Origin of the sequence: Roseovarius sp. (genome assembly GCF_040223625.1) — a bacterium.
In the GTDB taxonomy this organism is placed as follows: Bacteria; Pseudomonadota; Alphaproteobacteria; order Rhodobacterales; family Rhodobacteraceae; genus Roseovarius.
Map to the genome: position 1 here is coordinate 1 of NZ_JAVKFX010000072.1, position 20,877 is coordinate 20,877.

The 20,877-nt window shown below is 68.3% G+C and carries 19 protein-coding genes and 1 pseudogene; 11 read left to right on the forward strand and 9 right to left on the reverse strand.

From position 1 onward, the window contains the following. The first annotated feature begins 198 nt into the window (after positions 1-198). The 8 genes and pseudogenes from tkt to RLN94_RS20195 all read left to right on the forward strand — a co-directional run bounded on the left by tkt (position 199) and on the right by RLN94_RS20195 (position 9,384). A pseudogene (tkt, locus tag RLN94_RS22245) lies at positions 199-2,163 on the forward strand (transketolase). Between the two features lie 107 nt (positions 2,164-2,270). Continuing rightward, positions 2,271-3,533, forward strand: a complete 1,263-nt coding sequence (otnK, locus tag RLN94_RS20165) for a 3-oxo-tetronate kinase (RefSeq protein ID WP_350128141.1) — start codon at positions 2,271-2,273, stop codon at positions 3,531-3,533. After that, positions 3,530-4,180 (forward strand): 3-oxo-tetronate 4-phosphate decarboxylase, encoded by a 651-nt coding sequence (otnC, locus tag RLN94_RS20170; protein ID WP_350128138.1) that lies wholly within the window; start codon positions 3,530-3,532, stop codon positions 4,178-4,180. The genes otnK and otnC overlap by 4 nt, the downstream gene beginning before the upstream one ends. Then, complete coding sequence (locus tag RLN94_RS20175) at positions 4,177-4,950, forward strand: hydroxypyruvate isomerase family protein (protein WP_350128135.1); 774 nt, start codon at positions 4,177-4,179, stop codon at positions 4,948-4,950. The genes otnC and RLN94_RS20175 overlap by 4 nt, the downstream gene beginning before the upstream one ends. Further along, positions 4,947-6,194, forward strand: a complete 1,248-nt coding sequence (locus tag RLN94_RS20180; protein ID WP_350128132.1) for a ribulose-bisphosphate carboxylase large subunit family protein — start codon at positions 4,947-4,949, stop codon at positions 6,192-6,194. The genes RLN94_RS20175 and RLN94_RS20180 overlap by 4 nt, the downstream gene beginning before the upstream one ends. Then, positions 6,191-7,573, forward strand: a complete 1,383-nt coding sequence (locus tag RLN94_RS20185; RefSeq protein ID WP_350128129.1) for a four-carbon acid sugar kinase family protein — start codon at positions 6,191-6,193, stop codon at positions 7,571-7,573. The genes RLN94_RS20180 and RLN94_RS20185 overlap by 4 nt, the downstream gene beginning before the upstream one ends. Beyond that, on the forward strand, positions 7,570-8,409 hold the full coding sequence (locus RLN94_RS20190) for a phosphogluconate dehydrogenase C-terminal domain-containing protein (protein WP_350128126.1): 840 nt from the start codon (positions 7,570-7,572) through the stop codon (positions 8,407-8,409). The genes RLN94_RS20185 and RLN94_RS20190 overlap by 4 nt, the downstream gene beginning before the upstream one ends. Positions 8,410-8,445: 36 nt before the next feature. Next, entirely contained in the window at positions 8,446-9,384 is a 939-nt protein-coding gene (locus RLN94_RS20195) for a 2-hydroxyacid dehydrogenase (protein WP_350128123.1), read from the forward strand. Positions 9,385-9,594: 210 nt separating this feature from the next. On the opposite strand, the gene denD is transcribed toward RLN94_RS20195, so the two are convergent. From denD to RLN94_RS20235, 8 genes are read right to left on the reverse strand one after another with little or no spacing between them, the layout of a single operon-like run. After that, the gene (denD, locus tag RLN94_RS20200; RefSeq protein WP_350128120.1) at positions 9,595-10,563 is read right to left on the reverse strand and encodes a D-erythronate dehydrogenase; all 969 of its coding nucleotides are present in this window, start codon (positions 10,561-10,563) and stop codon (positions 9,595-9,597) included. Next, positions 10,560-11,477, reverse strand: a complete 918-nt coding sequence (locus tag RLN94_RS20205; RefSeq protein WP_350128117.1) for a sugar kinase — start codon at positions 11,475-11,477, stop codon at positions 10,560-10,562. Before RLN94_RS20205 ends, denD begins: the two co-directional genes overlap by 4 nt. Next, on the reverse strand, positions 11,474-12,325 hold the full coding sequence (locus tag RLN94_RS20210; protein WP_350128114.1) for an SMP-30/gluconolactonase/LRE family protein: 852 nt from the start codon (positions 12,323-12,325) through the stop codon (positions 11,474-11,476). Before RLN94_RS20210 ends, RLN94_RS20205 begins: the two co-directional genes overlap by 4 nt. After that, on the reverse strand, positions 12,322-13,464 hold the full coding sequence (locus RLN94_RS20215; protein WP_350128111.1) for a fumarylacetoacetate hydrolase family protein: 1,143 nt from the start codon (positions 13,462-13,464) through the stop codon (positions 12,322-12,324). Before RLN94_RS20215 ends, RLN94_RS20210 begins: the two co-directional genes overlap by 4 nt. After that, complete coding sequence (locus RLN94_RS20220) at positions 13,454-14,854, reverse strand: FAD-binding oxidoreductase (RefSeq protein ID WP_350128108.1); 1,401 nt, start codon at positions 14,852-14,854, stop codon at positions 13,454-13,456. The genes RLN94_RS20215 and RLN94_RS20220 overlap by 11 nt, the downstream gene beginning before the upstream one ends. Beyond that, positions 14,851-15,768 (reverse strand): dihydrodipicolinate synthase family protein, encoded by a 918-nt coding sequence (locus RLN94_RS20225; RefSeq protein WP_350128105.1) that lies wholly within the window; start codon positions 15,766-15,768, stop codon positions 14,851-14,853. Before RLN94_RS20225 ends, RLN94_RS20220 begins: the two co-directional genes overlap by 4 nt. Positions 15,769-15,793: 25 nt before the next feature. Beyond that, the gene (locus tag RLN94_RS20230; protein WP_350128102.1) at positions 15,794-16,396 is read right to left on the reverse strand and encodes a LysE family translocator; all 603 of its coding nucleotides are present in this window, start codon (positions 16,394-16,396) and stop codon (positions 15,794-15,796) included. Further along, positions 16,390-17,427, reverse strand: coding sequence for an L-idonate 5-dehydrogenase (locus tag RLN94_RS20235; protein WP_350128099.1), 1,038 nt, complete (start codon positions 17,425-17,427; stop codon positions 16,390-16,392). The genes RLN94_RS20230 and RLN94_RS20235 overlap by 7 nt, the downstream gene beginning before the upstream one ends. A gap of 117 nt (positions 17,428-17,544) precedes the next feature. Here RLN94_RS20235 and RLN94_RS20240 point away from each other — a divergent pair, with 117 nt between their 5' ends. Genes RLN94_RS20240 through RLN94_RS20250 form a run of 3 tightly spaced genes read left to right on the forward strand, consistent with a single transcriptional unit; the run spans position 17,545 to position 20,149 of the window. Continuing rightward, entirely contained in the window at positions 17,545-18,306 is a 762-nt protein-coding gene (locus tag RLN94_RS20240; RefSeq protein WP_350128096.1) for an SDR family oxidoreductase, read from the forward strand. A gap of 11 nt (positions 18,307-18,317) precedes the next feature. Next, a complete protein-coding gene (locus RLN94_RS20245) occupies positions 18,318-19,238 on the forward strand; it encodes an NAD(P)-dependent oxidoreductase (RefSeq protein WP_350128093.1) in 921 nt (306 codons plus the stop codon). Between the two features lie 14 nt (positions 19,239-19,252). Then, entirely contained in the window at positions 19,253-20,149 is an 897-nt protein-coding gene (locus RLN94_RS20250) for a phytanoyl-CoA dioxygenase family protein (RefSeq protein ID WP_350128089.1), read from the forward strand. Between the two features lie 4 nt (positions 20,150-20,153). Here RLN94_RS20250 and RLN94_RS20255 read toward each other — a convergent pair whose 3' ends face one another. Beyond that, positions 20,154-20,852 (reverse strand): RraA family protein, encoded by a 699-nt coding sequence (locus RLN94_RS20255; protein WP_350128086.1) that lies wholly within the window; start codon positions 20,850-20,852, stop codon positions 20,154-20,156. Positions 20,853-20,877 lie beyond the last annotated feature (25 nt).

Consider the following 20,877-nt stretch of genomic DNA (forward strand, 5'->3'; position numbering starts at 1 on the left):
CCCCGCCCACGGCGCCGGGCCGGCGGCCCGCCCCGCCCCCCCGCGGCGGGCTGAAGCCCTTTATTCCGCGCAGCGCACACCAAAACCCGAACCCCACCCCAAACCTTTAACCAAAATCAAACCCACCATTAGCAAAACTTAACCCTCCCCCGCCCCGAAACCCGCTACTCCTCCCAGCAAACCCGCGGGAGGACAGCAATGACCGACATCCAGAAAATGGCCGACGCGATCCGCTTCCTCGCCATCGACGCCATCCTCAACGCCGGCGAAGGCCACCAGGGCGTGCCCCTCGGCATGGCCGAAATCGCCGCCACTCTCTACGCCCGCCACGTCAAGGTCGACCCGAAGAACCCCCTCTGGCCAAACCGCGACCGCGTCGTCCTCTCCAACGGCCACGGCTCGATGCTGCTCTACGCCCTCCTCCACCTCGCCGGTTACGAGAAACTCACCACCGACGCCCTCAAATCCTTCCGCAAGCTGCACCAGGTCTGCGCCGGCCACCCCGAAATCGAACAGGACGCCGGCATTGAGATCACCACCGGCCTTCTCGGCCAGGGCATCGCCTGCGCCGTCGGCATGGCCGTGGCCGAGGCCCGCCTCGCCGACCGTTTCGGCCCCGACCACGTCGATCACCGCACATGGGCCTTTGTCGGCGACGGCTGCCTGCAGGAGGGGATCGGGCAGGAGGCCATCTCGCTCGCCGGCCATCTCCGCCTCGGCAAGCTCACCTTCCTCTGGGACGACAACCAGATCACCGATGACGGCGCCACGTCGCTTTCGATCAGCGAAGACATCCCCGCCCGCTTCCGCGCCGCCCACTGGCACGTGCAGGTACTCGACGGCCACGACATAGACGCCATCGACGCCGCTCTCGACGCCGCCAGATCCGACCCGCGCCCCTCTCTCCTCGCCTGCCGCACCACCATCGCCCGCGGCATCCCCCGGCTCGAAGGCCAGCGCGGCGGCCACTCTGCCCCGCTCACCCCCGAAGACGCCGCCGCCGCCCGAAAGGCCCGCAACTGGCCCCACCCTCCCTTCGAGATCCCAACCGAAATCCGCGCCGACTGGGCCGCCGCCCTCGCCCGCCGCACCGACGCAATACCGACAAAATAACGACGTTATACCGACGTTGAAAATCCCACCGAATTCGACCGCTGGCACACCGCCAACCTCCCCGACGAATGGGAGGCGTTCTGGCACAGTCTCGGCCCGAACCAGCTCCCCACGGACACCCCCCGCCCCACCATCCTCTCCTCCGGCGACATCTGCGACGCCCTTACAGAGATCCTCCCCGAAACCCTCGTCCTCTGCGCCGATCTCGAGGCGCCCACCAACCACAAGCGCAGCCGCCCCGCCTTCACCGCAGACCACCGCGGCGGCTCTTACGTCCATTGCGGCGTCCGCGAACACCTGATGGGCGCCATGACCTGCGGCATCGCCGCCCATGGCGGCCTCCGCCCCGTCAACGTCACCTACCTCGCCTTCGCCGATTATGAACGCCCCGCCATGCGCATGGCCGCCCTCATGGGCCTGCCCGGCATCTTCGTTTTCTCCCATGATTCCATCGGTGTAGGCTCCAACGGCCCGACCCATCAGCCGGTAGAGACCCTCGCCAGCTTCCGCGCCATGCCGAACATGCATGTCTTCCGCCCCGCCGACGCCACCGAGACCGCCGAGGCCTGGAAACTCGCCCTCGAACGCCGCGACGGCCCTTCCATGCTCGCCCTCTCCCGGCAGGACGCCACCCAGGTCCGCACCGACCGCTCCGAAAACCTCTCCCGCCGTGGCGCCTACCTCCTCCGCGACACCCAAGGCCCCCGCGACATCACCCTCATCGCCACCGGCACCGAGGTCGGCCTCGCCCTTCAGGCACAGGCCCAACTGCACAAATCCGGCATCGCCGCCGCCATCATCTCCATGCCCTGCTGGGAGCTCTTCGCCGAACAGGACACCGACTACCAAACAGCCACCCTCGGCTCCGCCCCCCGCATCGCGATTGAGGCAGCCTCCCCCTTCGGCTGGCACCAATGGCTCCGCCCCACCGACCGCTTCATCGGCATGGAAAGCTTCGGCGCCTCGGCGCAAGCCCCCGTTCTCTATGATCATTTCGGCATCACCCCCGCCCGAGTGGTCTCCACGGCGAAAGAGTTGCTCGACCATTGACCCTCCGCACGGTTTGGCAGATATTTGGTATACCAAATCACGGTAGACAGGGACAAACCTAAGCAAATGCCGCCGAAACCGTCATCCCTACCGGCACGGGCGCCCCGATGACGACCCTCCTCGGCGCCATCGCCGACGATTTCACCGGCGCGACCGACCTCGCCGGCCTCCTCGCCCGCAGCGGCGCGCGCGTTTCGCTCCGCATGGGCGTCCCCGAAACCCCGCCCGAAAACACCGCCCCGTTCGAGGTCATCGCCCTCAAGATCAGAACCACCCCCGTTAAAGAAGCATTAACTCTTTCAGAACAAGCCCTTGCATGGCTCCGCGCGGCCGGCGCCCAACGCTTCTTCTGGAAATACTGCTCCACCTTCGACTCCACCGCCAAGGGCAATATCGGCCCCGTCGCCGAGGCGCTGATGGCCGCGCTCGACACCCCCCAGACCATCTACTGCCCCGCCTTCCCCGAAAACGGCCGCGCCGTCTTCATGGGCCACCTCTTCGTCGGCCGCGACCCCCTGTCGGAAAGCCCGATGAAGGATCACCCGCTGACGCCCATGCGCGACTCCAGCCTCCTCCGCCTTCTCCAGCCACAGGTGCAGGGAAAGGTCGGCCTCATCGACCGACTCACCGTCGCACGCGGGCCCGACGCCATCCGTGACGCCCTCGCCCGACTGGCCAAAGACAACATCGCCCACGTCATCATCGACGCCGTGGCGGATGAAGACCTCGCCACCATCGCCGCCGCCACGCATCATATGCCCCTCCTCACCGGCGGCTCGGCGCTGGCCCAGCCCCTGCCCGGCCTGCTGGCACAGGACATCGGTCAGGCCGAGCCCTTCACGCCGCCCGCCACCGCCCCCGAAACGGTAATCCTGTCCGGCAGCTGCTCCGCCATGACCAACCGCCAGGTCGCCGCCTACCGCGCCACCGGCGCGCCCTCCTACCAGCTCGACCCGCTCGCCCTCGCCGAACACGGGCCCCATCTCGCCCTCGACTGGCTGGCCCAACAAGACCTCCGCCACGCCCCCCTCCTCTACGCCACCGCCGAGCCGCAATCCGTCGAAGCCGCCCAAGCCCAACTCGGCCAATCCCGCGCCGGCCAGATCGTCGAAGACACCCTCGCCACCTGCGCCACCGCCGCCCGCGATCACGGCGCGCGCCGCTTCGTCGTCGCCGGCGGCGAAACCTCCGGCGCCGTCACCCAAGCCCTCGGCATCGCCCGCCTCGATGTCGGCCGCGAAATCGCCCCCGGCGTCCCGTGGTGCTTCGCCCAAACCGCCGGCCACCCCGTTGCGCTCGCCCTCAAATCCGGCAATTTCGGTGCAGAAACCTTCTTCACCGACGCCCTCACCGCGCTGGAGAAAACATGACCGAGGAAACCCGCCTCCGCGAACAGATCTGCCTGCTCGCCAAGTCCCTCTTCGACCGCGGCCTCACCCACGGCTCCACCGGCAACATCTCCGCCCGCACCCCCGATGGCGGCCTGCTCGTCTCGCCCACCGGCACCTCCTTCGGCCGCCTCGACCCCGGTCGCCTCTCCCGCTTCGACGCCCAAGGCACCCTGGTCGACGGCGACAAACCCACCAAGGAAATGCCCCTCCACACCGCCTTCTACGACACCCGCTCTACCGCCGGGGCCGTCGTCCACCTGCATTCCACCCATTCCGTCGCCCTCTCCATGCTGCCCGACGCCGACCCCGACGATTTTCTGCCACCCATGACCCCCTACGCGATCATGAAGCTGGGCAAGGTCCGCCTCCTGCCCTTCTTCCTGCCGGGCGACCCGGCCATGGGCGAAGCGGTGCGCGGGCTCGCCGGGAAGCGCTCGGCGGTGATGCTGGCCAATCACGGCCCCGTGGTCGCGGCCAAGGACGTCGAAGCCGCCTGCAACGCCATCGAGGAGCTGGAGGAAACCGCCAGGCTCGCCCTCCTCCTCCGCGGTCTCAACCCGCAGATGCTCACCCCGGACCAGGTGCGCGCCGTGGTCACCAAGTTCGACGTGGAGTGGGACGATTGAAATTCTCCGCCAACCTCGGGTTCCTCTGGAATGACAGGCCACTGCCCGACGCCATCCGCGCCGCCGCCACCGCCGGGTTCGACGCGGTCGAATGCCACTGGCCCTATGACACCCCCGCAGCCGACGTCACCGCCGCCCTCACCGAAACCGGCCTGCCCATGCTCGGCCTCAACACCCGCCGCGGCAACGTGGAGGCCGGCGAAAACGGCCTATCCGCCCTGCCCGGCCGCGAAGCAGACGCCCGCGCCGCCATCGACGAGGCCATCGCCTACGCGACGGCCACAAACACCCGCAACGTCCACGTCATGGCCGGCAACGCCGCCGGAGACGCTGCCCACGCCACCTTCCTCGAAAACCTGCATTACGCCTGCACCGCCGCCGCCCCGCACGGCATCACCATCCTGATCGAGCCGCTGAACCACTGCGACGCGCCCGGCTATTTCCTCACCACCACCACCCAGGCCGTCGCCATCATCGAGACCGTCCGCGCCGTTAACCTCAAGCTGATGTTCGATTGCTACCACGTGCAACTCATGGAAGGCGACCTGACCCACCGCCTTCAGACCCTCCTGCCCCATATCGGCCATATCCAGTTCGCCTCCGCCCCCGACCGCGGCCCGCCGGGCAGCGGAGAACAGAACTTCGTTTACCTTTTCGAAACCATTTCCCGGCTCGGCTGGCAGGGCCCGCTGGGCGCCGAGTACAAGCCCCAAGGCCCCACCGAAGCCTCCCTCCATTGGCTTGAAACCCACCGTGGAGGCCGCGAATGACCCACCGGATCGAAGCCGACTACCTGATCGAAACCCCCGTCGACCCTGCCAGCGCAGCCGAAGCCATGGCGGGCGAGCAAAGCTCCGGCACCTTCGTCAAGGTCCCCGGCGAAACCCCCGACCTGCACGAGCGTGCCGCCGCCCGCGTGGAAGCGCTCGAGGTGGTCGAGGACGTCCTCACCCCCTCCCTCCCCGGCGGCCTCACCGGCGGCACCTACCACCGCGCCCGCGTCACCCTCTCCTGGCCCGTCGACACGATCGGCCCCGACCTCCTCACCCTCATGGCCACCGTCGCCGGCAACCTCTTCGAATTGCGGCAGTTTTCCGGCCTGCGCCTGCTCGACCTGCGCCTGCCCGACAGCTTCGCTGCCGCCGGCCCCGGCCCGCAATTCGGCATCCCCGGCACCCGCAAGCTCGCCGGGGTCGAGACCGGCCCCCTCATCGGCACCATCGTCAAACCCTCCGTCGGCCTGACCGCAGAAGACACCGCCACGCTCACCGGCACGCTCGCCCGCGCCGGTATCGACTTCATCAAGGATGACGAGCTTCAGGCCAACGGCCCCGCCTGCCCCTTCGAGGACCGCGCCCGCGCCGTCATGCGCGTCCTCGACGACCACGCCCAGCGCACCGGCAAGAAGGTCATGTACGCCTTCAACCTCACCGGCGAAGTCGACGACATGCGCCGCCGCCACGACCTCGTCCGCGACCTCGGCGGCACCTGCGTCATGGCCAGCCTCAATTCGGTCGGCCTCGCCGGCCTGTTGGCGCTGGCCCGCCATACCGAGCTTCCCATCCACGCCCACCGCAACGGCTGGGGCTATCTCAGCCGCGCGCCCATGCTGGGCTGGGACTATCCCGCTTGGTCCAAACTCTGGCGCCTCGCGGGGGCCGACCACATGCATGTCAACGGCCTGAAAAACAAGTTCAGCGAGCCGGACGACAGCGTCATCGCCTCGGCCAGATCCCTCCTCACCCCGCTCTTCCCCGACAAACCTTGCATCCCCATGCCCGTCTTCTCCTCCGGTCAGTCGGCGGTCCAGCCCGAGGAAACCTACCGCCGCCTCGGCAGCGCCGACTGCATCTATGCCGCCGGCGGCGGGATCATGGCGCACCCCGACGGGCCCGCCGCCGGCGTCACCTCCCTGCGCGAAGCATGGGAGGCCGCAATCGCCGGCATCCCGGCCCGCGACCACGCCCGCACCCACCCCGCCCTCGCCCGCGCGCTCAAGGCCTACGGCGGATGACGGAGCAGCCCCAGTCCCCCCTCGTCGGCTGGTACGGCGACGATTTCACCGGCTCCGCCGCCACGATGGAGGTGCTGGCCTTCTCCGGCGTCCCGGCCGTCCTCTTCCTCGACATCCCCACGCCCGACGAACTTGCCGCCTTCCCCGAGGCCCGCGCCATCGGCATCGCCTCCATCGCCCGCAGCCACGGGCCCGAATGGATGGAACGTCACCTGCCGCAGGCCTTCGACTTCCTGCGCGAAACCGGCGCGGCAGTCGTCCACTACAAGACCTGCTCCACCCTCGACAGCGCCCCGCATGTGGGCTCCATCGGCAAGGCCATCGACCTCGGCCTGCCGCGCTTCGGCGGCTGGGCGCCCTGCCTTCTGGCCGCCCCCGCCCTGCGCCGCTACCAGGCCTTCGGCCACCTCTTCGCCGGGGCGCCCGAGGGCGTCTTCCGCCTCGACCGTCACCCGGTCATGTCCCGCCACCCGGTCACGCCGATGGACGAATCCGACGTGGCCCGACACCTCTCCCGCCAAACCGACCGCCGCTTCGGCCTGATCGACCTCGAGGACCTCGCCCGCGACCCGCCCGCCGCCCTCTCCCGCGAACGCTCGCGCGGGGCCGAGATCATCTGCCTCGACGCCATGCGCAACGACGATATGGCCCGCTGCGGCGCCCTGATCTGGGACAACCGCGACGGCCCCCGCTTCGCCGTGGGCTCCCAAGGCGTGGAATACGCGCTCGTCGCCCACTGGCGCGCCACCGGCGCCCTGCCACGGCAAGAGACGCAGGCAAGCGCCGGCCCGGTCGACCGGATGCTCGCGGTTTCCGGCTCCGTCTCGCCGGTCACCGCCGCCCAGATCGACTGGGCCGAACGGAACGGCTTCGCCCCCATCCCCCTCGACGCCGCGGCCATCATCCGCAACGACCCACAGGCCGAAACCCGCGCCGTCTCCGCCGCCCTCGACGCCCTGCGCCAGCACCGCGACCCCATCATCCACACCGCCCGCGGCCCCGATGACCCCGCCGTCGCGCAGATGCGCCAGGCCGTCACCGCAACCGGCCTCGCCATGGACGACGCCAACGCCCGCCTCGGCGCGGCCCTCGGCCGCCTCCTCGCCCGGCTCCTCAAGGAAACCGGCCTGCGCCGCGCCGTCATCTCCGGCGGCGACACCTCCGGCCATGCCGCCCGCCAGCTCGGCCTTTTCGCCTTCACCGCGCTCGCCCCCACCATCCCCGGCGCGGCCCTTCTGCAAGCGCATTCCCACGACCCCGCCCTCGCCGGCCTGCAACTGGCGCTCAAGGGCGGGCAGATGGGCAGCCCCGACTATTTCGGCTGGATCAAACGCGGCGGCGGCACCGCCCCGCAAACACTGGAAAGGACAAACGCATGACCAAGGTAGCCCTGCTCGGCGCTGGCGGAAAGATGGGCGTCAGGCTCGCCACGAACCTCCGCAACTCGCGCTTCGAGGTTGACCCCGTCGAGATCTCCGAAGACGGCCGCGCCCGCCTCAAATCCGAAACCGGGCTCGACGCGGTGGATCAGGACGCGGCCCTCGCCAATGCCGACGTCGTGCTCATGGCCGTCCCCGACCGGCTGATCGGCAAGATCGCCCATGCCTTCATCGACAAGGTCCGCCCCGGCACCGCCATCATCGTCCTCGACGCCGCCGCGCCCTATGCCGGCGAAATGCCCGACCGCGCAGACGTCACCTATTTCTGCACCCATCCCTGCCACCCCCACATCCTCGAGGTGCAGGACAGCGCCGAGGCGCAGAAAGACTATTTCGGCGGCATCGCCGCGCCGCAGGGCATAGTCTGCGCCCTGATACAAGGCCCGGAAGAGCATTACGCGCTCTGCGAGGAGATCGCCAAGGTGATCTACGCCCCCGTCATACGCTCGCACCGCTGCACGCTGGAAAACATCGCCGTGCTGGAACCCGCGCTTTCGGAAACCGTGGCCGCCACCCTATCCCTCGCCCTGCGCGAGGCGACCGACCGCGCCGTCGCCATGGGCGTGCCGGAGGCCGCGGCCCATGACTTCGTGCTGGGCCATCTCAAGATCGAACTGGCCATCGCCTTCGGCATCTTTCCGGAAGGCAAGTTCTCCGACGGGGCGCTCATGGCCATCGAAAAGGCCAAGACCGTCATCTTCAAGGACAACTGGCTCGACGAGGTCTTCAGCCTCGAGGCCGTGAAGAAATCCGTCGAGGAGATCTGCGCCGGGTAACCGCCGCACCCCGCTGCCAATTCAAAAGGAGACATCATGACCGCCACGCTCGTCATCGGCCCCTACAGTGACACCGACTCCACCGCGCTCGACGCGGCTTTCACCCCCGTCACCCTCGCCAGCGCAGCCGATTTGCCATCACTCGACGACGCCACGCGAAACGCCATCACCGCCCTGGCCTACAAGGGCCACCACGCCTTCGGCGCGGCCGAGATGGACCAGTTGCCCAACCTGAAACTCGTCGCCAATTACGGCGTCGGCTACGACGTCATCGACGTCTCCGCCGCCGACGCCCGCGGCATCAAGGTCACCAACACGCCCGACGTGCTGAACGACGACGTGGCCGACCTTGCCGTCGCCATGCTGCTGATGCAGGTCCGCGAGATGGAACAGGCCAGCAACTGGGCCCGCTCCGGCAACTGGAAGACCAAGGGCGAATACCGGCTCAACCGCAAGCTCTCCGGCGGCCGCGCCGGGATCGTGGGCCTCGGCCGCATCGGGCGCGAGATCGCCGACCGGCTGGCCGCCTTCAAGATGGATCTCCACTACTACGCCCGCTCCGAGAAGGAGACGCCCGGCTGGACCTACCACGCCGACCCCGTCGCGCTGGCCGAGGCGGTCGACTACCTCGTCATCGCCCTCGTCGGCGGGCCCGAGACCGAGAAATTCGTTTCGAAAGAGGTGATCGACGCGCTCGGCCCCCGCGGCGTGGTGATCAACATCTCCCGCGGCACCACGGTCGACGAGGCCGCGCTCCTCGACGCGCTCGAACAGGGCCGCATCGCCGGCGCCGGGCTCGACGTGTTCCTCGGCGAGCCGGATATCGACAAGCGCTTCTACGTGCTCGACAACGTGGTGATCCAGCCGCACCAAGGCTCCGGCACGGTCGAGACTCGCGCCGCCATGGGCCAGCTCCAGCGCGACAACATCGCCGCCTTTCACGCCGGTCGCCCCCTGCTGACGGCCGTCAACTAAGGAACCGGGCCCGGCACCTCGAGCATGATGCGCAAGACGGTCGTGACCGAGACGCCGGGCTTGTCACCGGGTGCGAGCCCCCAATGACGAGCCCGGCGTCCTGGCCAAGCTGAAGGGGCTCTCGGCCAGCCTTTCCACCGCCGCGACGCGCTAACCCGACACTTCAAGCCCGGGGCCACCCGGAATTTTCAAAAATTCCGGCCCCCGCCCTCAGCCCGCCGGCCTGTCATCCTCGAGGTAGTATCGCACGTTATCCTCGAAACTCTCATCCGCCGAAAGCCCCAGCTTCACCGCCTTCTCGGGCCGCAGGTCGAACCGCCAGCCGCTCACGATGGCTTGGATATCCGGCTGCGCCTCCCACTTGATCAGCTTTGCCGGCTCCGGCCCCGCCACCGCCGTCATCGCGTCGATCATCTGCCGGATCGTCCACATCCGCCCCGGCATCATCATGCAGCGGTTCTGCCCCAGGTCGGCCTCCTCGATCTCGGCGCCCCTGATCAGGTTCTCCACGCATTTGCGCGGGCTCAGGTAGTAATGCGGGAAATCCTCCTCGACCGGACAGACCGCCTCCTGCCCGTTCAGCGGCTCGCGCAGGATCGACGACATGAAGCTCGACGCCGCCCGGTTCGGCTTGCCCGGCCGCACCGAGATTGTCGGCAGCCGAAAGCCCCGCCCGTCCACGAACCCCTTGCGCGAAAAGTCGTTCAGCAGCAGCTCCCCCATCGCCTTCTGCGCGCCGTAGGAGGTCTGCGGGTTGAGGAAACTGTGATCCACGATCGGGTCCGGCACCTCGCCGCCATAGACGGCAATCGACGAGGTGAAGACCACCACCGGCTTCGTGCCCAGCTCCCGCGCCCGCTGCAGCACGTTCAGAGTGCCCATCAGGTTGATCGAAAGGCCCGCGTCGAAATCCTCCTCCGCATGGGCCGAGACGATGGCGGCCAGCAGGTAGATCACGTCCGTGTCGGCGGTCACGCATTCCGCCACCGAGGCCGGATCGGCAATGTTGCAGGTCACGGTATCGACCGTCACCGAACCGCCCTCAATGGGCGCCGGATCGTTGATATCCGCCAGCGTGATCTTCTCGATCGCATTTCCGCGCAGTTCTCCCCGCTTGACCAGCGCCCGGCCCAGCTTCTGCCCGACGACGCCGCCGCCCCCGATGATCAGGATGTTCATGTCTCTCCTCCTTCGAATATCTGCGGCACCAGCGCGCCGCGGTACTGGATGACCTGCGCGGCAAGCTCCATCGCCCCCCGCGCCGCATGATCCACCGGTTGACCCCTGGCCAGCCCCGCCAGGAACGCCGCCCCGAAACTGTCGCCCGCGGCGGTCGTGTCGACCACGCGCTCGAACCGCGCGGCCGGCAGGGTCCGAGTGCCCGCTTCATCCCAAAGCGTCAGATCGCCCCCGCCGTTCTTGACGGCGACAATCCTCGCCCCGCATCCCCGATAGCGGGCGATGGTCTCCTCCGGCGCGGTATCCACGAACGCCCGCTGCTCCTCGTCGAAGGAGGGCAGCACCACGTCCGCCACCGACGCCCCCAGGGTCAGCCCGTCGCGCATCGCCTCCGGCGTCTCCCACAACCGCTCGCGCAGGTTGGTATCGAACGCCACCAGCGCGCCAGCGCTCCGCGCCCGAGCCAGCGCATCGCACAGCACCCGCCGCGCGCCGGGCGACAGGATCGCCAGCGTAATCCCCGAGAAATAAAGCATGTCCCGCCCCGCCAGCACCTCCGCCAACCAGCCCGGATCATCCGCCAGCGCCCGCGCCGCCGACTGGCTGCGCCAATAGGAAAAGCTCCGCTCTCCCTGCTCGAGGCTGATCATGTAAAGCCCGACCGTGCGATCCTCCAGCCGCCGCAGGGCCGCCGTATCGATCCCCTCGCCCTCCATGAAGGCGCACATCTCGGCCGAAACCGCATCGGTGCCCACGCAACTGCCATAGCCCACCGTCCACTCCGGGGGCAGCAACCGCCGCGCATACCACGCCGTGTTGAACGTATCCCCCGCAAAGCCGCGCCGGTACAGCCCCCCGCCCGCATCGGCCATCTCGACCATGCACTCCCCGATCGACAGGAACGACCGGCTCATAGAATCACCCGATGCTCGGGCTGGCCCGCCACGTCGACGCGAAGGGAATAGGTCCGCCCGTCATGCTCGGTCGTCACCTCCGGCTCCTGGCGGGCGCTGGTCACGAACAGCGTGCGCAAATCCTCTCCGCCAAAGGCCGGACAGGTCGTTCGCGGGGCGGGAAAGGCGATGCTCCGCACCTCCCGGCCGTCAGGATCGAACACCGACACCGTCCCGTAGCGGATCTGCGCGCACCAGAGGCGACCCTCCCCATCCACCACCGCCCCGTCCGGCCGGTACCGATCCCCCGGCAAATCGAGGAAGAATTCCAACTCCCCCTCCGGCCAGCCCTCGCCATCCAGCGCCTGCCGCCAGATCCTGCCCCTCGGCGTATCGGCGAGATAGGCCACCCGCCCATCCGGGGCGAAACACATCGCGTTGGGGGTCGACCACGGCGCAAAAAGCCGCCGCAGCTCCCCCCGGTAATAGCGATAGATCGCGCCCGCACCGGGCGCCTTCTCCTTGCTCATCGTCCCGATCCAGAACCCGCCAAACGGGTCGGCCCGGCCATCGTTCGACCGTGTCGCCGGGTTGTCCGCCTCGAGGTCGCATAGCTTGCGGCTCGTCCCCGTCTCCACGTTGAAATCAATGAGCGCAGTCTCCGACGCCACCAGCAGCCGCGCCTCGTCCACCCACCCGGCGGCCGAGACATGTTCCTCGAACTGCCACATCCGCCGCCCCTCGCCCGTACGCGTGTAAAGCCGGTGCGCGTCGATATCGAACCAGAACAACTGCCCCCGCAACGGGTGCCAGAGCGGCCCCTCCCCCAGCAGGCAGTTGGTGTCGTCAAACACCTCCGGTGCCGTCACAACAGCCCCCTCTGCGCCAGGTTCCGCATCAGCGCGGCGGTCCCGAACCGCCATTCCGGGCACTCGGTCGACAGCCGCACCGTGTTGCTCAGCGCCCCCAGCGACGGCTCGCTGATCGTGACCACGTCCCCGCCCTTGTGGGTAAACCCCTGCCCCGGCGCGCCCCTGTCCTTGACCGGCGCGAACATGGTGCCGAGGAACAGGAAGAAGCCGTCGGGATACTGGTGATGCGCCCCGATGGTCTGGGCCACGATCTGCGCCGGGTCGCGGCTGATCTTCGTCATCGAGGAATGACCTTCCAGCACGAACCCGTCTTCCCCCTCGACCCGCATGGTCAGCTCCGCCCGGCGCACATCCGCCATCCCGTAGCCCCCGTCGAAGAGTCGTAGGAATGGCCCCAGCGCACAGGACGCATTGTTGTCCTTCGCCTTGCCCAGCAGCAGCGCCGAGCGCCCCTCCACGTCGCGCAGGTTCACGTCATTGCCCAGCGTCGCCCCCACGACCGCACCGCGCGCATTCACCGCCAGCACCACCTCCGGCTCGGGGTTGTTCCAGCTCGACACCGGGTGCAGGCCCACCGCCGCACCCGTCCCGACCGAGGCCATGGGCTGGCACTTGGTGAACACCTCGGCATCCGGCCCGATCCCGACCTCGAGGTATTGCGACCACAGGCCCTCCTCCTGCAGCACGGCCTTCACCTGCATCGCCGCGTCGGAACCCGGCTCGATCCCCGACAGGCTGTCGCCGATCACCGATTTGACCCGCGCCCGGATCGCCTCGGCCCGGTCGGCATCGCCCGCAGCCTGCTCCTCGATCACCCGTTCGACCATGCTTTCGGCAAAGGTCACGCCCGCAGCCTTGATCGCCTGCAAGTCCGGCGGCGCCAGCAGCCGCAGGTCATCCGCCCCGGCGCTCTCAACCGATGCCGCCTCCAGCTCCGCCAGCGTGCACACCGTCTCGCCCACCGCCCCTCGGGCCGCGGCGGCGGGGTCATCCGCCTCCAGCAGCGCCTGCATCGTCGGAATGTCGCGGCTGGTGATGTCGACCACCTCGCCATTCTCGAGCCGCACCACCGCCGGGCCGATCCCCGGCCGCCAGATACGCCCCACCAATGTCGCCTTGCTGTCTTCAGGAACCATCCGATACCTCCCGGTTGCCCGGCGGCAGAAGCTTGCCGGGGTTGAGAATGTTGTTGGGGTCGAACCCGGCCTTCACGGCCCGCATATAGGCCAGCGCCGCGCCATGCTCGGCACCCATGAACTTCTGCTTGCCCAGCCCGATCCCGTGCTCGCCGCTGACCGTCCCGCCCAGCCGCAGCGCGGTCTCGGCCAGCGCCTGCGTGAACGCCTCGGCCCGGGCCATCTCGTCGGCATCGCCCGGATCGACGCTCAGGCCGGCGTGAAAATTCCCGTCCCCCACATGCCCGACGATCGTTGCCGTCAGGCCCAGCCGCTTGGCGTCCCTCTGCGCCTGCAACACCGCCTCGGCCAGATGCGAGATCGGCACGCAGACATCGGTGGGCCAGATATGCCCGCCCTTGCCGAACGCGGCCGAGGCATAATGCGCCTTGTGCCGCATCTCCCACAGCGCGTTCCGCTCCTCGGTGGTATCTGCCGTCTTCCAGCCATCCGCCCCGAACTCGGCGGCTATCTCGGCGAACGCATCGCGCTGCTCGGCCACGGCCGCGGGCGACCCGTGGAACTCCAGGAACAGGTGCGGCTCCTCCGGCAGGTCGGCCTGCGAATACCGGTTGAACCCCCGCACCATCATCTCGTCCAGCAGCTCGATCCGCGCCATGGGGATACCCGACTGGATCGTCAGGATCACGCAGTTCACCGCATCCTCGACCGAGGCAAACCGGCAGGTCGCCGCGCTCACCGCCTCGGGGATGCCCTGCAACCGCAGGGTCAGCTCGGTGATGATCCCCAGCGTGCCTTCCGAGCCAACCAGCAGATGCGTCAGGTCATAGCCGGTCGAACTTTTCCGCGCCCGGCTGCCGGTGCGGATCACCGTGCCGTCCGCCATCACCGCCTCCAGCGCGAGGATATTCTCGCGCATCGTGCCATAGCGCACGGCCGTCGTCCCGCTGGCCCGCGTCGCGGCCATCCCGCCGATGCTGGCATCCGCGCCGGGATCGACCGGAAAGAACAGCCCTGTCGCCCGCAACTCCTCGTTCAGCCGCTTGCGGGTGATACCGGGCTGCACCACAGCGTTCAGGTCTTCCGCGTTGACCGCCAGAACCCCGCTCATCCGGCTCATGTCGAGGCTGATACCCCCCTGCACCGCCAGGTGCTGCCCCTCGAGGCTGCTCGCCGCGCCATAGGCCGTGACCGGCACGCCATGAAGGTTGCAAAGCCGCAGGATGGCCGACACCTCCTCCGTACTCTCCGGATAGGCCACCGCATCGGGGGGCGTGACCGGGTAATAGGTCTCGTTCTGCCCGTGCAGGCTACGATCGGCCTCCGTCGTGACCAGCCGGTCGCCCAGAAGCGCCTGCAACGCCGGCAGGGCCGTGTCGATGGGTTTCATTTCCCCCATGACAGCACCAGTGGGTCGAGCGGCCTCAGAAGCTCCAGCAGCATCGCCCGCGTGGCGGGATGCAGCGGCGGAATCGGATGGCGGCAGAATTCCGATCCGATCACGCCGCCCTCCACCATCGCCGCCTTGGCAGACCTGAACCCGCATTGCCGGTTCTCGTGGTTCACGGCCGGCAAGACCTTGGCATACCCCTCAATCGCCGCCTGCCGGTTGCCGGCAAGGAAATCCCTGACCACCGGCCCGATCAGGTCGGGGATCATCGCGCTGGTCATCGTCCCCGTCGCCCCGGCATCCAGATCGGCCAGCAGGGTGATTGCTTCCTCCCCGTCGAACGGCCCCTCGATGTCGGCGCCCCCCTCAACGATCAGCGCCCGCAGCTTGGCCGCCGCCTGCGGGCATTCGATCTTGAAAAGCTTCAGCATCTCGATCTCCCGCGCCATCCGCACAAGTAGAGGCACCGGCAAATCGACCCCCGACAGCGGCGCATCCTGCAGCATGATCGGGATACCCACCTCCCCCACCGCGCGGAATTGCTCGAAGGTCTGCTCCGCCGTGCCTTTCAGAAGAGCCCCGTGATAGGGCGGCATCATCATCACGATATCGGCGCCCATCTCCTTGGCAAACCGCGCCCGCTCCACCACGATGGGCGTCGCGAAATGGCTGATCGTCACGATCACCGGCACCCGCCCCGCCACGTGCTCCAGCGACAACCGCGTCAGCGCCTCCCGCTCCGCGTCGGAAATCAGGAACTGCTCCGAGAAATTGGCGAGAATGCAGATCCCGTCGACCCCCTGGTCGATCATGCAATCGAGCACCCGCTTCATCCCCTCGGAATCGACCGCCCCGTCCTCGTGAAACGGCGTCGGCGCGACCGGCCAGATGCCGGAATACGTTCTCTGTGTCATGCGCTCTCCTTCATGTCCTGCGCCTTCACTCCCCACCCCGCGAGGCAGACCAAAGCGCCAGCGCCACCACCCCAAGCATCGACAGCGCCATCAGGATGTTGATCGTCCGCTGCGTGCGGTCCGACAGGTTGAGCCGGTGCAGCGACACCCCGGCCCAGAGCCACGCAAGGTGGATGGGAATCCAGATGAGGTTCATGATCAGCGCCTTGCTGACCATCTCGAACAGGAACGCGTCGGGCGCATAGTCGAACCCCGTGATCAGCGAGGTGTTCACCGCATAGGCCTTCGGGTTGATCGCCTGCAGCATCAGCCCGCCCACCACGCCGGGGGGCGATTTCGCCTCCATGAACGCCACCTTCGCCCCGGCAAAGGCGATGCGACCGGCGAGGTACAGCAGGTAGGCCACCGACGCGAACATCAGCACGGTCCGCAACCACGGCACCGACAGGATTACCGCCGCCAGCCCCGTCATCACCGCCAGCATCACCAGGTTGGTGCCGATGAACAGCCCCAGCACGTAGCGCAGCGAGGCATTGAACCCGTAGGCCGCCCCGAACCCCGCCGTGGTCATCACCCCGGGCCCCGGCGTGATGATCAGGAAGAAGACGGCGGCGGCGAATGTCAGCATGAGGTGAAATCCAGTTGCACCTTCATCGCCTGCGCCCGGTCAGACGCGGTGGCGAAGGCCGCCTCGAACTCGCCCAGCGGAAAGCTGTGGGTGATCAACGGCGCCACGTCGATCAGCCCCTTGCGCATCAGCTCCACCGCCACCGCGAATTCCTCGTGAAACCGGAACGAGCCATTGAGCGACAGCTCCTTCGCCGTGATCTGCATCATCGGCAGGCGCATGTCGCCCGACAGGCCCAGTTGCACCACCTGCCCCCGCGGCCGAAGCGCCGCGATCCCGCTGGCCAGCGCGGCCTCGGCTCCGGAGCATTCGAACAGCACATCAAGGCAGCCCTTTCCCCCCGCATACGGCGCCAGCGCCTCGGGGTCTTTCGACGTATCCAAGGCCAGATCCGCCCCCGCCGCCCGGGCGAAGGCCAGCCCGTTCTCGGCGATATCGGTGGCGATGATCTCCGCCGCCCCGGCCCGCCGCGCGGCCAGGATGACCAGCACCCCGATCGGCCCGCAGCCCGTCACCAGAACCCGGCGCCCCAGCATCTCCCCCGCCCGGCGCACCGCGTGCAGCGCCACCGACAACGGCTCCGCCATCGCCGCCTCGGCCGGGGTCAGCCCGTGGGCCGGCACGCATTGCGCCGCCTCGGCCACCAGCACTTCGCGAAAGGCGCCCTGCACATGGGGAAACGGCATGGCCGAGCCGTAGAACCGCATGTTCAGGCAATGGTTCGGCAGCCCCCGCAGGCATTCGCCGCAACTGCCGCAGGGCCGCGAGGGCGACACCGCGACCAGATCACCAAGGTCGAATCCCTCGACCCCCTCACCCAACGCCTCGACAACCCCCGCCACCTCGTGCCCGAGAATCATCGGCTCCCGCAGCCTGACCGTGTCGAACCCGCCATGATGGAAATAATGCAGGTCCGACCCGCAAATTCCCCCGCGGCTCACCCGCACGCGCACCTGCCCCGGCTCGGGGTCGGCCGCCTCGCACGCCTCAACGCGCAGGTCTTTCGCCGCATGGGCATAGAGCGCTGTCATCGCAGACCGTCCTCCCCGGGGTTCCGCTTGCATCGTTATAAAAATGGTATACCATTTGTTCAAGGCGCGTTCGACCGGGAATGCGAATTTCCCTTTCGGGCGCCGCAGGGAGGATGAATGCAACTGTTCGATCTGACGGGCCGCACGGCCCTCGTCACCGGCTCTTCCATGGGCATCGGGTTCGCCCTGGCGCGCGGGCTGGCTCAGGCCGGGGCGCGGCTGGTGCTGAACGCCCGCAATGCCGACCGGTTGAAGGAGGCGGCGGAGAACCTGCGCGCCGAGGGCGCCGAGGTCGAAACCCTGCCCTTCGACGTGACCGACGCCACCGCCGCCCGTGACGCCATCGACCGCTACGAAGCGGATACCGGCCCGATCCACATCCTCGTCAACAACGCCGGGATGCAGCACCGCACGCCCCTGGAAGATTTCCCGCCCGAGGATTTCGACCGCCTGATGCGCACCAACGTCAATTCGGTCTTCTACGTGGGCCAGGCCGCCGCCCGCCACATGATCGACCGGCAATCGGGCCGGATCATCAACATCGCCAGCGTGCAAAGCCAGCTCGCCCGCCCCGGCATCGCGCCCTACACCGCCTCCAAGGGGGCCGTCACCAACCTGACCAAGGGCATGGCGACCGACTGGGCGAAGCACGGGCTCAACTGCAACGCCATCGCGCCGGGCTATTTCGACACGCCGCTCAATGCCGCCCTCGTCGCCGACCCGGATTTCACCACGTGGCTCGAGAAACGCACCCCCGCGGGCCGCTGGGGCAAGGTCGAGGAACTGGTCGGCGCCTGCGTCTTCCTCGCCTCCGACGCGGCGAGCTTCGTCAACGGTCACACGCTGTTCGTCGACGGCGGTATCACGGCCAGCCTTTAAGGGAGGAGAACATGAGCGACAAACCCGTCATCGGTTTCATCGGCGTGGGCCTGATGGGCCACGGCATGGCCAGCAACATCCTGAAGGGCGGCTACGATCTCTGGATCAAGGGCAACAAGAACCGCGAGCCGGTCGACAGCCTTGTCAGCAAGGGCGCGAAGGAAGCCTCCAGCCCCATGGAGATGGCCGAAAACTGCGACATCATCCACATTTGCCTCTCCAACTCGCCCCAGGTCGAGGCGGTGATCCGCGGGCCCGACGGCATCCTTGCCGGCGCGCGGAAAGGGCTGATCGTCATCGACACCACCACCGCCGACCCGGTCTCGACCATGGCGCTCGCCGCCGAGATGGCGGAACAGGGCGTGAAGATGGTCGACGCGCCCCTCGGCCGCACCCCCAAGGAGGCCGAGGAGGGCAAGCTCGACGCCATGGTCGGCTGTGACGAGGGTGATTTCGCCACCGTCTCGCCGGTCATCGACTGCTGGGCCGGCACCATCACCCGCATCGGGCCCACCGGCTCGGGCCACAAGATGAAACTCTTGATGAACTTCCTCGGCGCGGCCTACGCGGCGCTCTATTCCGAAACCGCCGCCCTCGGCGCCAAGGTCGGCATCTCGCCCCACACCTTCCGAGACGTGATCGGCCCCAGCCGCCTCGGCAGCGGCTTCTTCGGCACCTTCATGACCTATGTCTGCGAGCGCGACCGCGACGCCCACAAGTTCACCATCGCCAATATGTCCAAGGACATCCGCTACGTGAACGCCATGGCCACCGATGCCGGCGTGATGAACGTGATGGCCGCCGCCGCGAAACACTACTTCACCCATGCCGAGGCCGTGGGCGCCGGGCAGGATTACGTGCCGATGCTGTCGGATCACGTGGGCCGGCTGAACGGGCTCGACATGGATGCGGAAGTGAAGAAGGGCCGCTGAGGGAGGGCGACACGATGCTGAGCGACGCGCAACGGGACTTCTACGCCGAGAACGGCTACCTGATGATCGAGAACGCGGTCGCGCCCGATCAGCTCGACCGCCTGCGCGCCATCACCGCGAGGCTGATCGACGCCTCTCGCACCGTCCGCGAAAGCGACGATGTCTACGACCTCGACAAGGGGCACGGCCCCGACAGCCCCCGCCTGACCCGCATCAAGATTCCCCACAAGCAGGACCCGTATTTCTGGGAGGTGCTGCGCAACTCCGCCATGACGCAGGTGCTCAACGACCTGCTCGGCCCCGACACCACGATCCTGACCTCCAAGCTCAACACCAAGGCGCCCGGCGGCGGGCGGGCAGTCGAATGGCACCAGGACTGGGCCTTCTACCCGCACACCAATGACGACCTGCTCGCCTTCGGCCTGATGCTGGAAGACGTGGACGAGGCCAACGGCCCCCTGATGGTGATCCCCGGCACCCATCGCGGCCCGGTGCTCGACCATACGTCCAACGGGGTCTTCGCCGGCGCCATCGACCCCGACGACCCGGCCTTCGACCGCGAGAAAACCGTGACCCTCACCGGCAAGGCCGGCAGCATGACGGTCCACCACGCCCGCCTCCTGCACGGCTCCGCCCCGAACAAGAGCGACCGGGCGCGGATGATCCTGTTCTACGAATGCGCCAGCGCCGACGCCTGGCCGCTTCTGGGGGCGAATTCCTATTTCCACGCTCTCGGCCAGCGCAGGTTCTGGGACGACCTGCAGGACCGCACGATCACCGGCAAACCCTGCCTGACACCCCGGCTGGAACAGGTGCCCGTCACCATGCCCCTGCCCCCGGCGCCCGATACCGGCTCGATCTTCCGCACCCAGGAATCCGCCGGCGCGCGCAGCGCCTTTGCCATCGAATGACGGCCTAGTCCTCGATCACCGCGCGGCCGTCGGCGATCATCTCCTCGATGGCCGCCATCTGGCAGAACCCGTCCCGCACCTTCGCCTCGAGCGCGCCTTCAAGCTCCTGCACCTTCGCCAGCCGCTCGATCACCCTGTCGATCTCGGCCAGCGGCACCACGACCACGCCGTTCCGGTCGGCCACGATCAAATCGCCGCTCTCGACCCGCACGCCGCCGATCACGGCGCCGAACCCTGCCCTCGCCGGCCCGTTGGAATAGGGCGAATTCGGGCTCAGCCCGGTACACCACGCCGGCAGGCCGACCTCGACGATCCCCTCGTAATCGCGCATCTCGCCATCGGTCACGAACCCGGCCGCGCCCTTGTTTTTCATCATCCCGCAAAACTGGTCACCCGCCGCCGAACAGTTCCGGTGCCCGTGCACCGCCGCCACGACGATATCGCCCGGCTCGAGGATATGCAGCGCGCCCATCGTCGCGAGGATCTCCGCCGGCCCGTTATCGGCCACCAGCGCCGGGCCCACGGCGCGACAGTCGATATCCCGTCCGCCGCCGATCGGCTGGATGGCGGAACTCAGCGCCCCCTGCCCGCCCATCGCATCGCAGACGAACCCGGTCGGCACGCCCTCGAACGCGGCGATCTGGGCGGCGGTGGGGCGCAGGAAACTCCGGCGCAGGGTCAACACGGGCGGCTCTTCGATCATGGCGTCTCTCCACGTTGCAGGCATC

Excerpts from the sequence above, each read along its gene's own strand:
- RLN94_RS20250 (WP_350128089.1), top strand. The coding sequence starts at position 19,253 with ATGCTGAGCGACGCGCAACGGGACTTCTACGCCGAGAACGGCTACCTG.
- RLN94_RS20240 (WP_350128096.1), top strand. The coding sequence starts at position 17,545 with ATGCAACTGTTCGATCTGACGGGCCGCACGGCCCTCGTCACCGGCTCT.
- denD (WP_350128120.1), bottom strand. The coding sequence starts at position 10,563 with ATGAACATCCTGATCATCGGGGGCGGCGGCGTCGTCGGGCAGAAGCTG.
- RLN94_RS20185 (WP_350128129.1), top strand. The coding sequence starts at position 6,191 with ATGACGGAGCAGCCCCAGTCCCCCCTCGTCGGCTGGTACGGCGACGAT.
- RLN94_RS20180 (WP_350128132.1), top strand. The coding sequence starts at position 4,947 with ATGACCCACCGGATCGAAGCCGACTACCTGATCGAAACCCCCGTCGAC.
- RLN94_RS20195 (WP_350128123.1), top strand. The coding sequence starts at position 8,446 with ATGACCGCCACGCTCGTCATCGGCCCCTACAGTGACACCGACTCCACC.
- RLN94_RS20190 (WP_350128126.1), top strand. The coding sequence starts at position 7,570 with ATGACCAAGGTAGCCCTGCTCGGCGCTGGCGGAAAGATGGGCGTCAGG.
- RLN94_RS20205 (WP_350128117.1), bottom strand. The coding sequence starts at position 11,477 with ATGAGCCGGTCGTTCCTGTCGATCGGGGAGTGCATGGTCGAGATGGCC.
- RLN94_RS20220 (WP_350128108.1), bottom strand. The coding sequence starts at position 14,854 with ATGAAACCCATCGACACGGCCCTGCCGGCGTTGCAGGCGCTTCTGGGC.
- otnC (WP_350128138.1), top strand. The coding sequence starts at position 3,530 with ATGACCGAGGAAACCCGCCTCCGCGAACAGATCTGCCTGCTCGCCAAG.
- RLN94_RS20245 (WP_350128093.1), top strand. The coding sequence starts at position 18,318 with ATGAGCGACAAACCCGTCATCGGTTTCATCGGCGTGGGCCTGATGGGC.
- RLN94_RS20230 (WP_350128102.1), bottom strand. The coding sequence starts at position 16,396 with ATGCTGACATTCGCCGCCGCCGTCTTCTTCCTGATCATCACGCCGGGG.
- otnK (WP_350128141.1), top strand. The coding sequence starts at position 2,271 with ATGACGACCCTCCTCGGCGCCATCGCCGACGATTTCACCGGCGCGACC.
- RLN94_RS20255 (WP_350128086.1), bottom strand. The coding sequence starts at position 20,852 with ATGATCGAAGAGCCGCCCGTGTTGACCCTGCGCCGGAGTTTCCTGCGC.
- RLN94_RS20225 (WP_350128105.1), bottom strand. The coding sequence starts at position 15,768 with ATGACACAGAGAACGTATTCCGGCATCTGGCCGGTCGCGCCGACGCCG.
- RLN94_RS20215 (WP_350128111.1), bottom strand. The coding sequence starts at position 13,464 with ATGGTTCCTGAAGACAGCAAGGCGACATTGGTGGGGCGTATCTGGCGG.
- RLN94_RS20235 (WP_350128099.1), bottom strand. The coding sequence starts at position 17,427 with ATGACAGCGCTCTATGCCCATGCGGCGAAAGACCTGCGCGTTGAGGCG.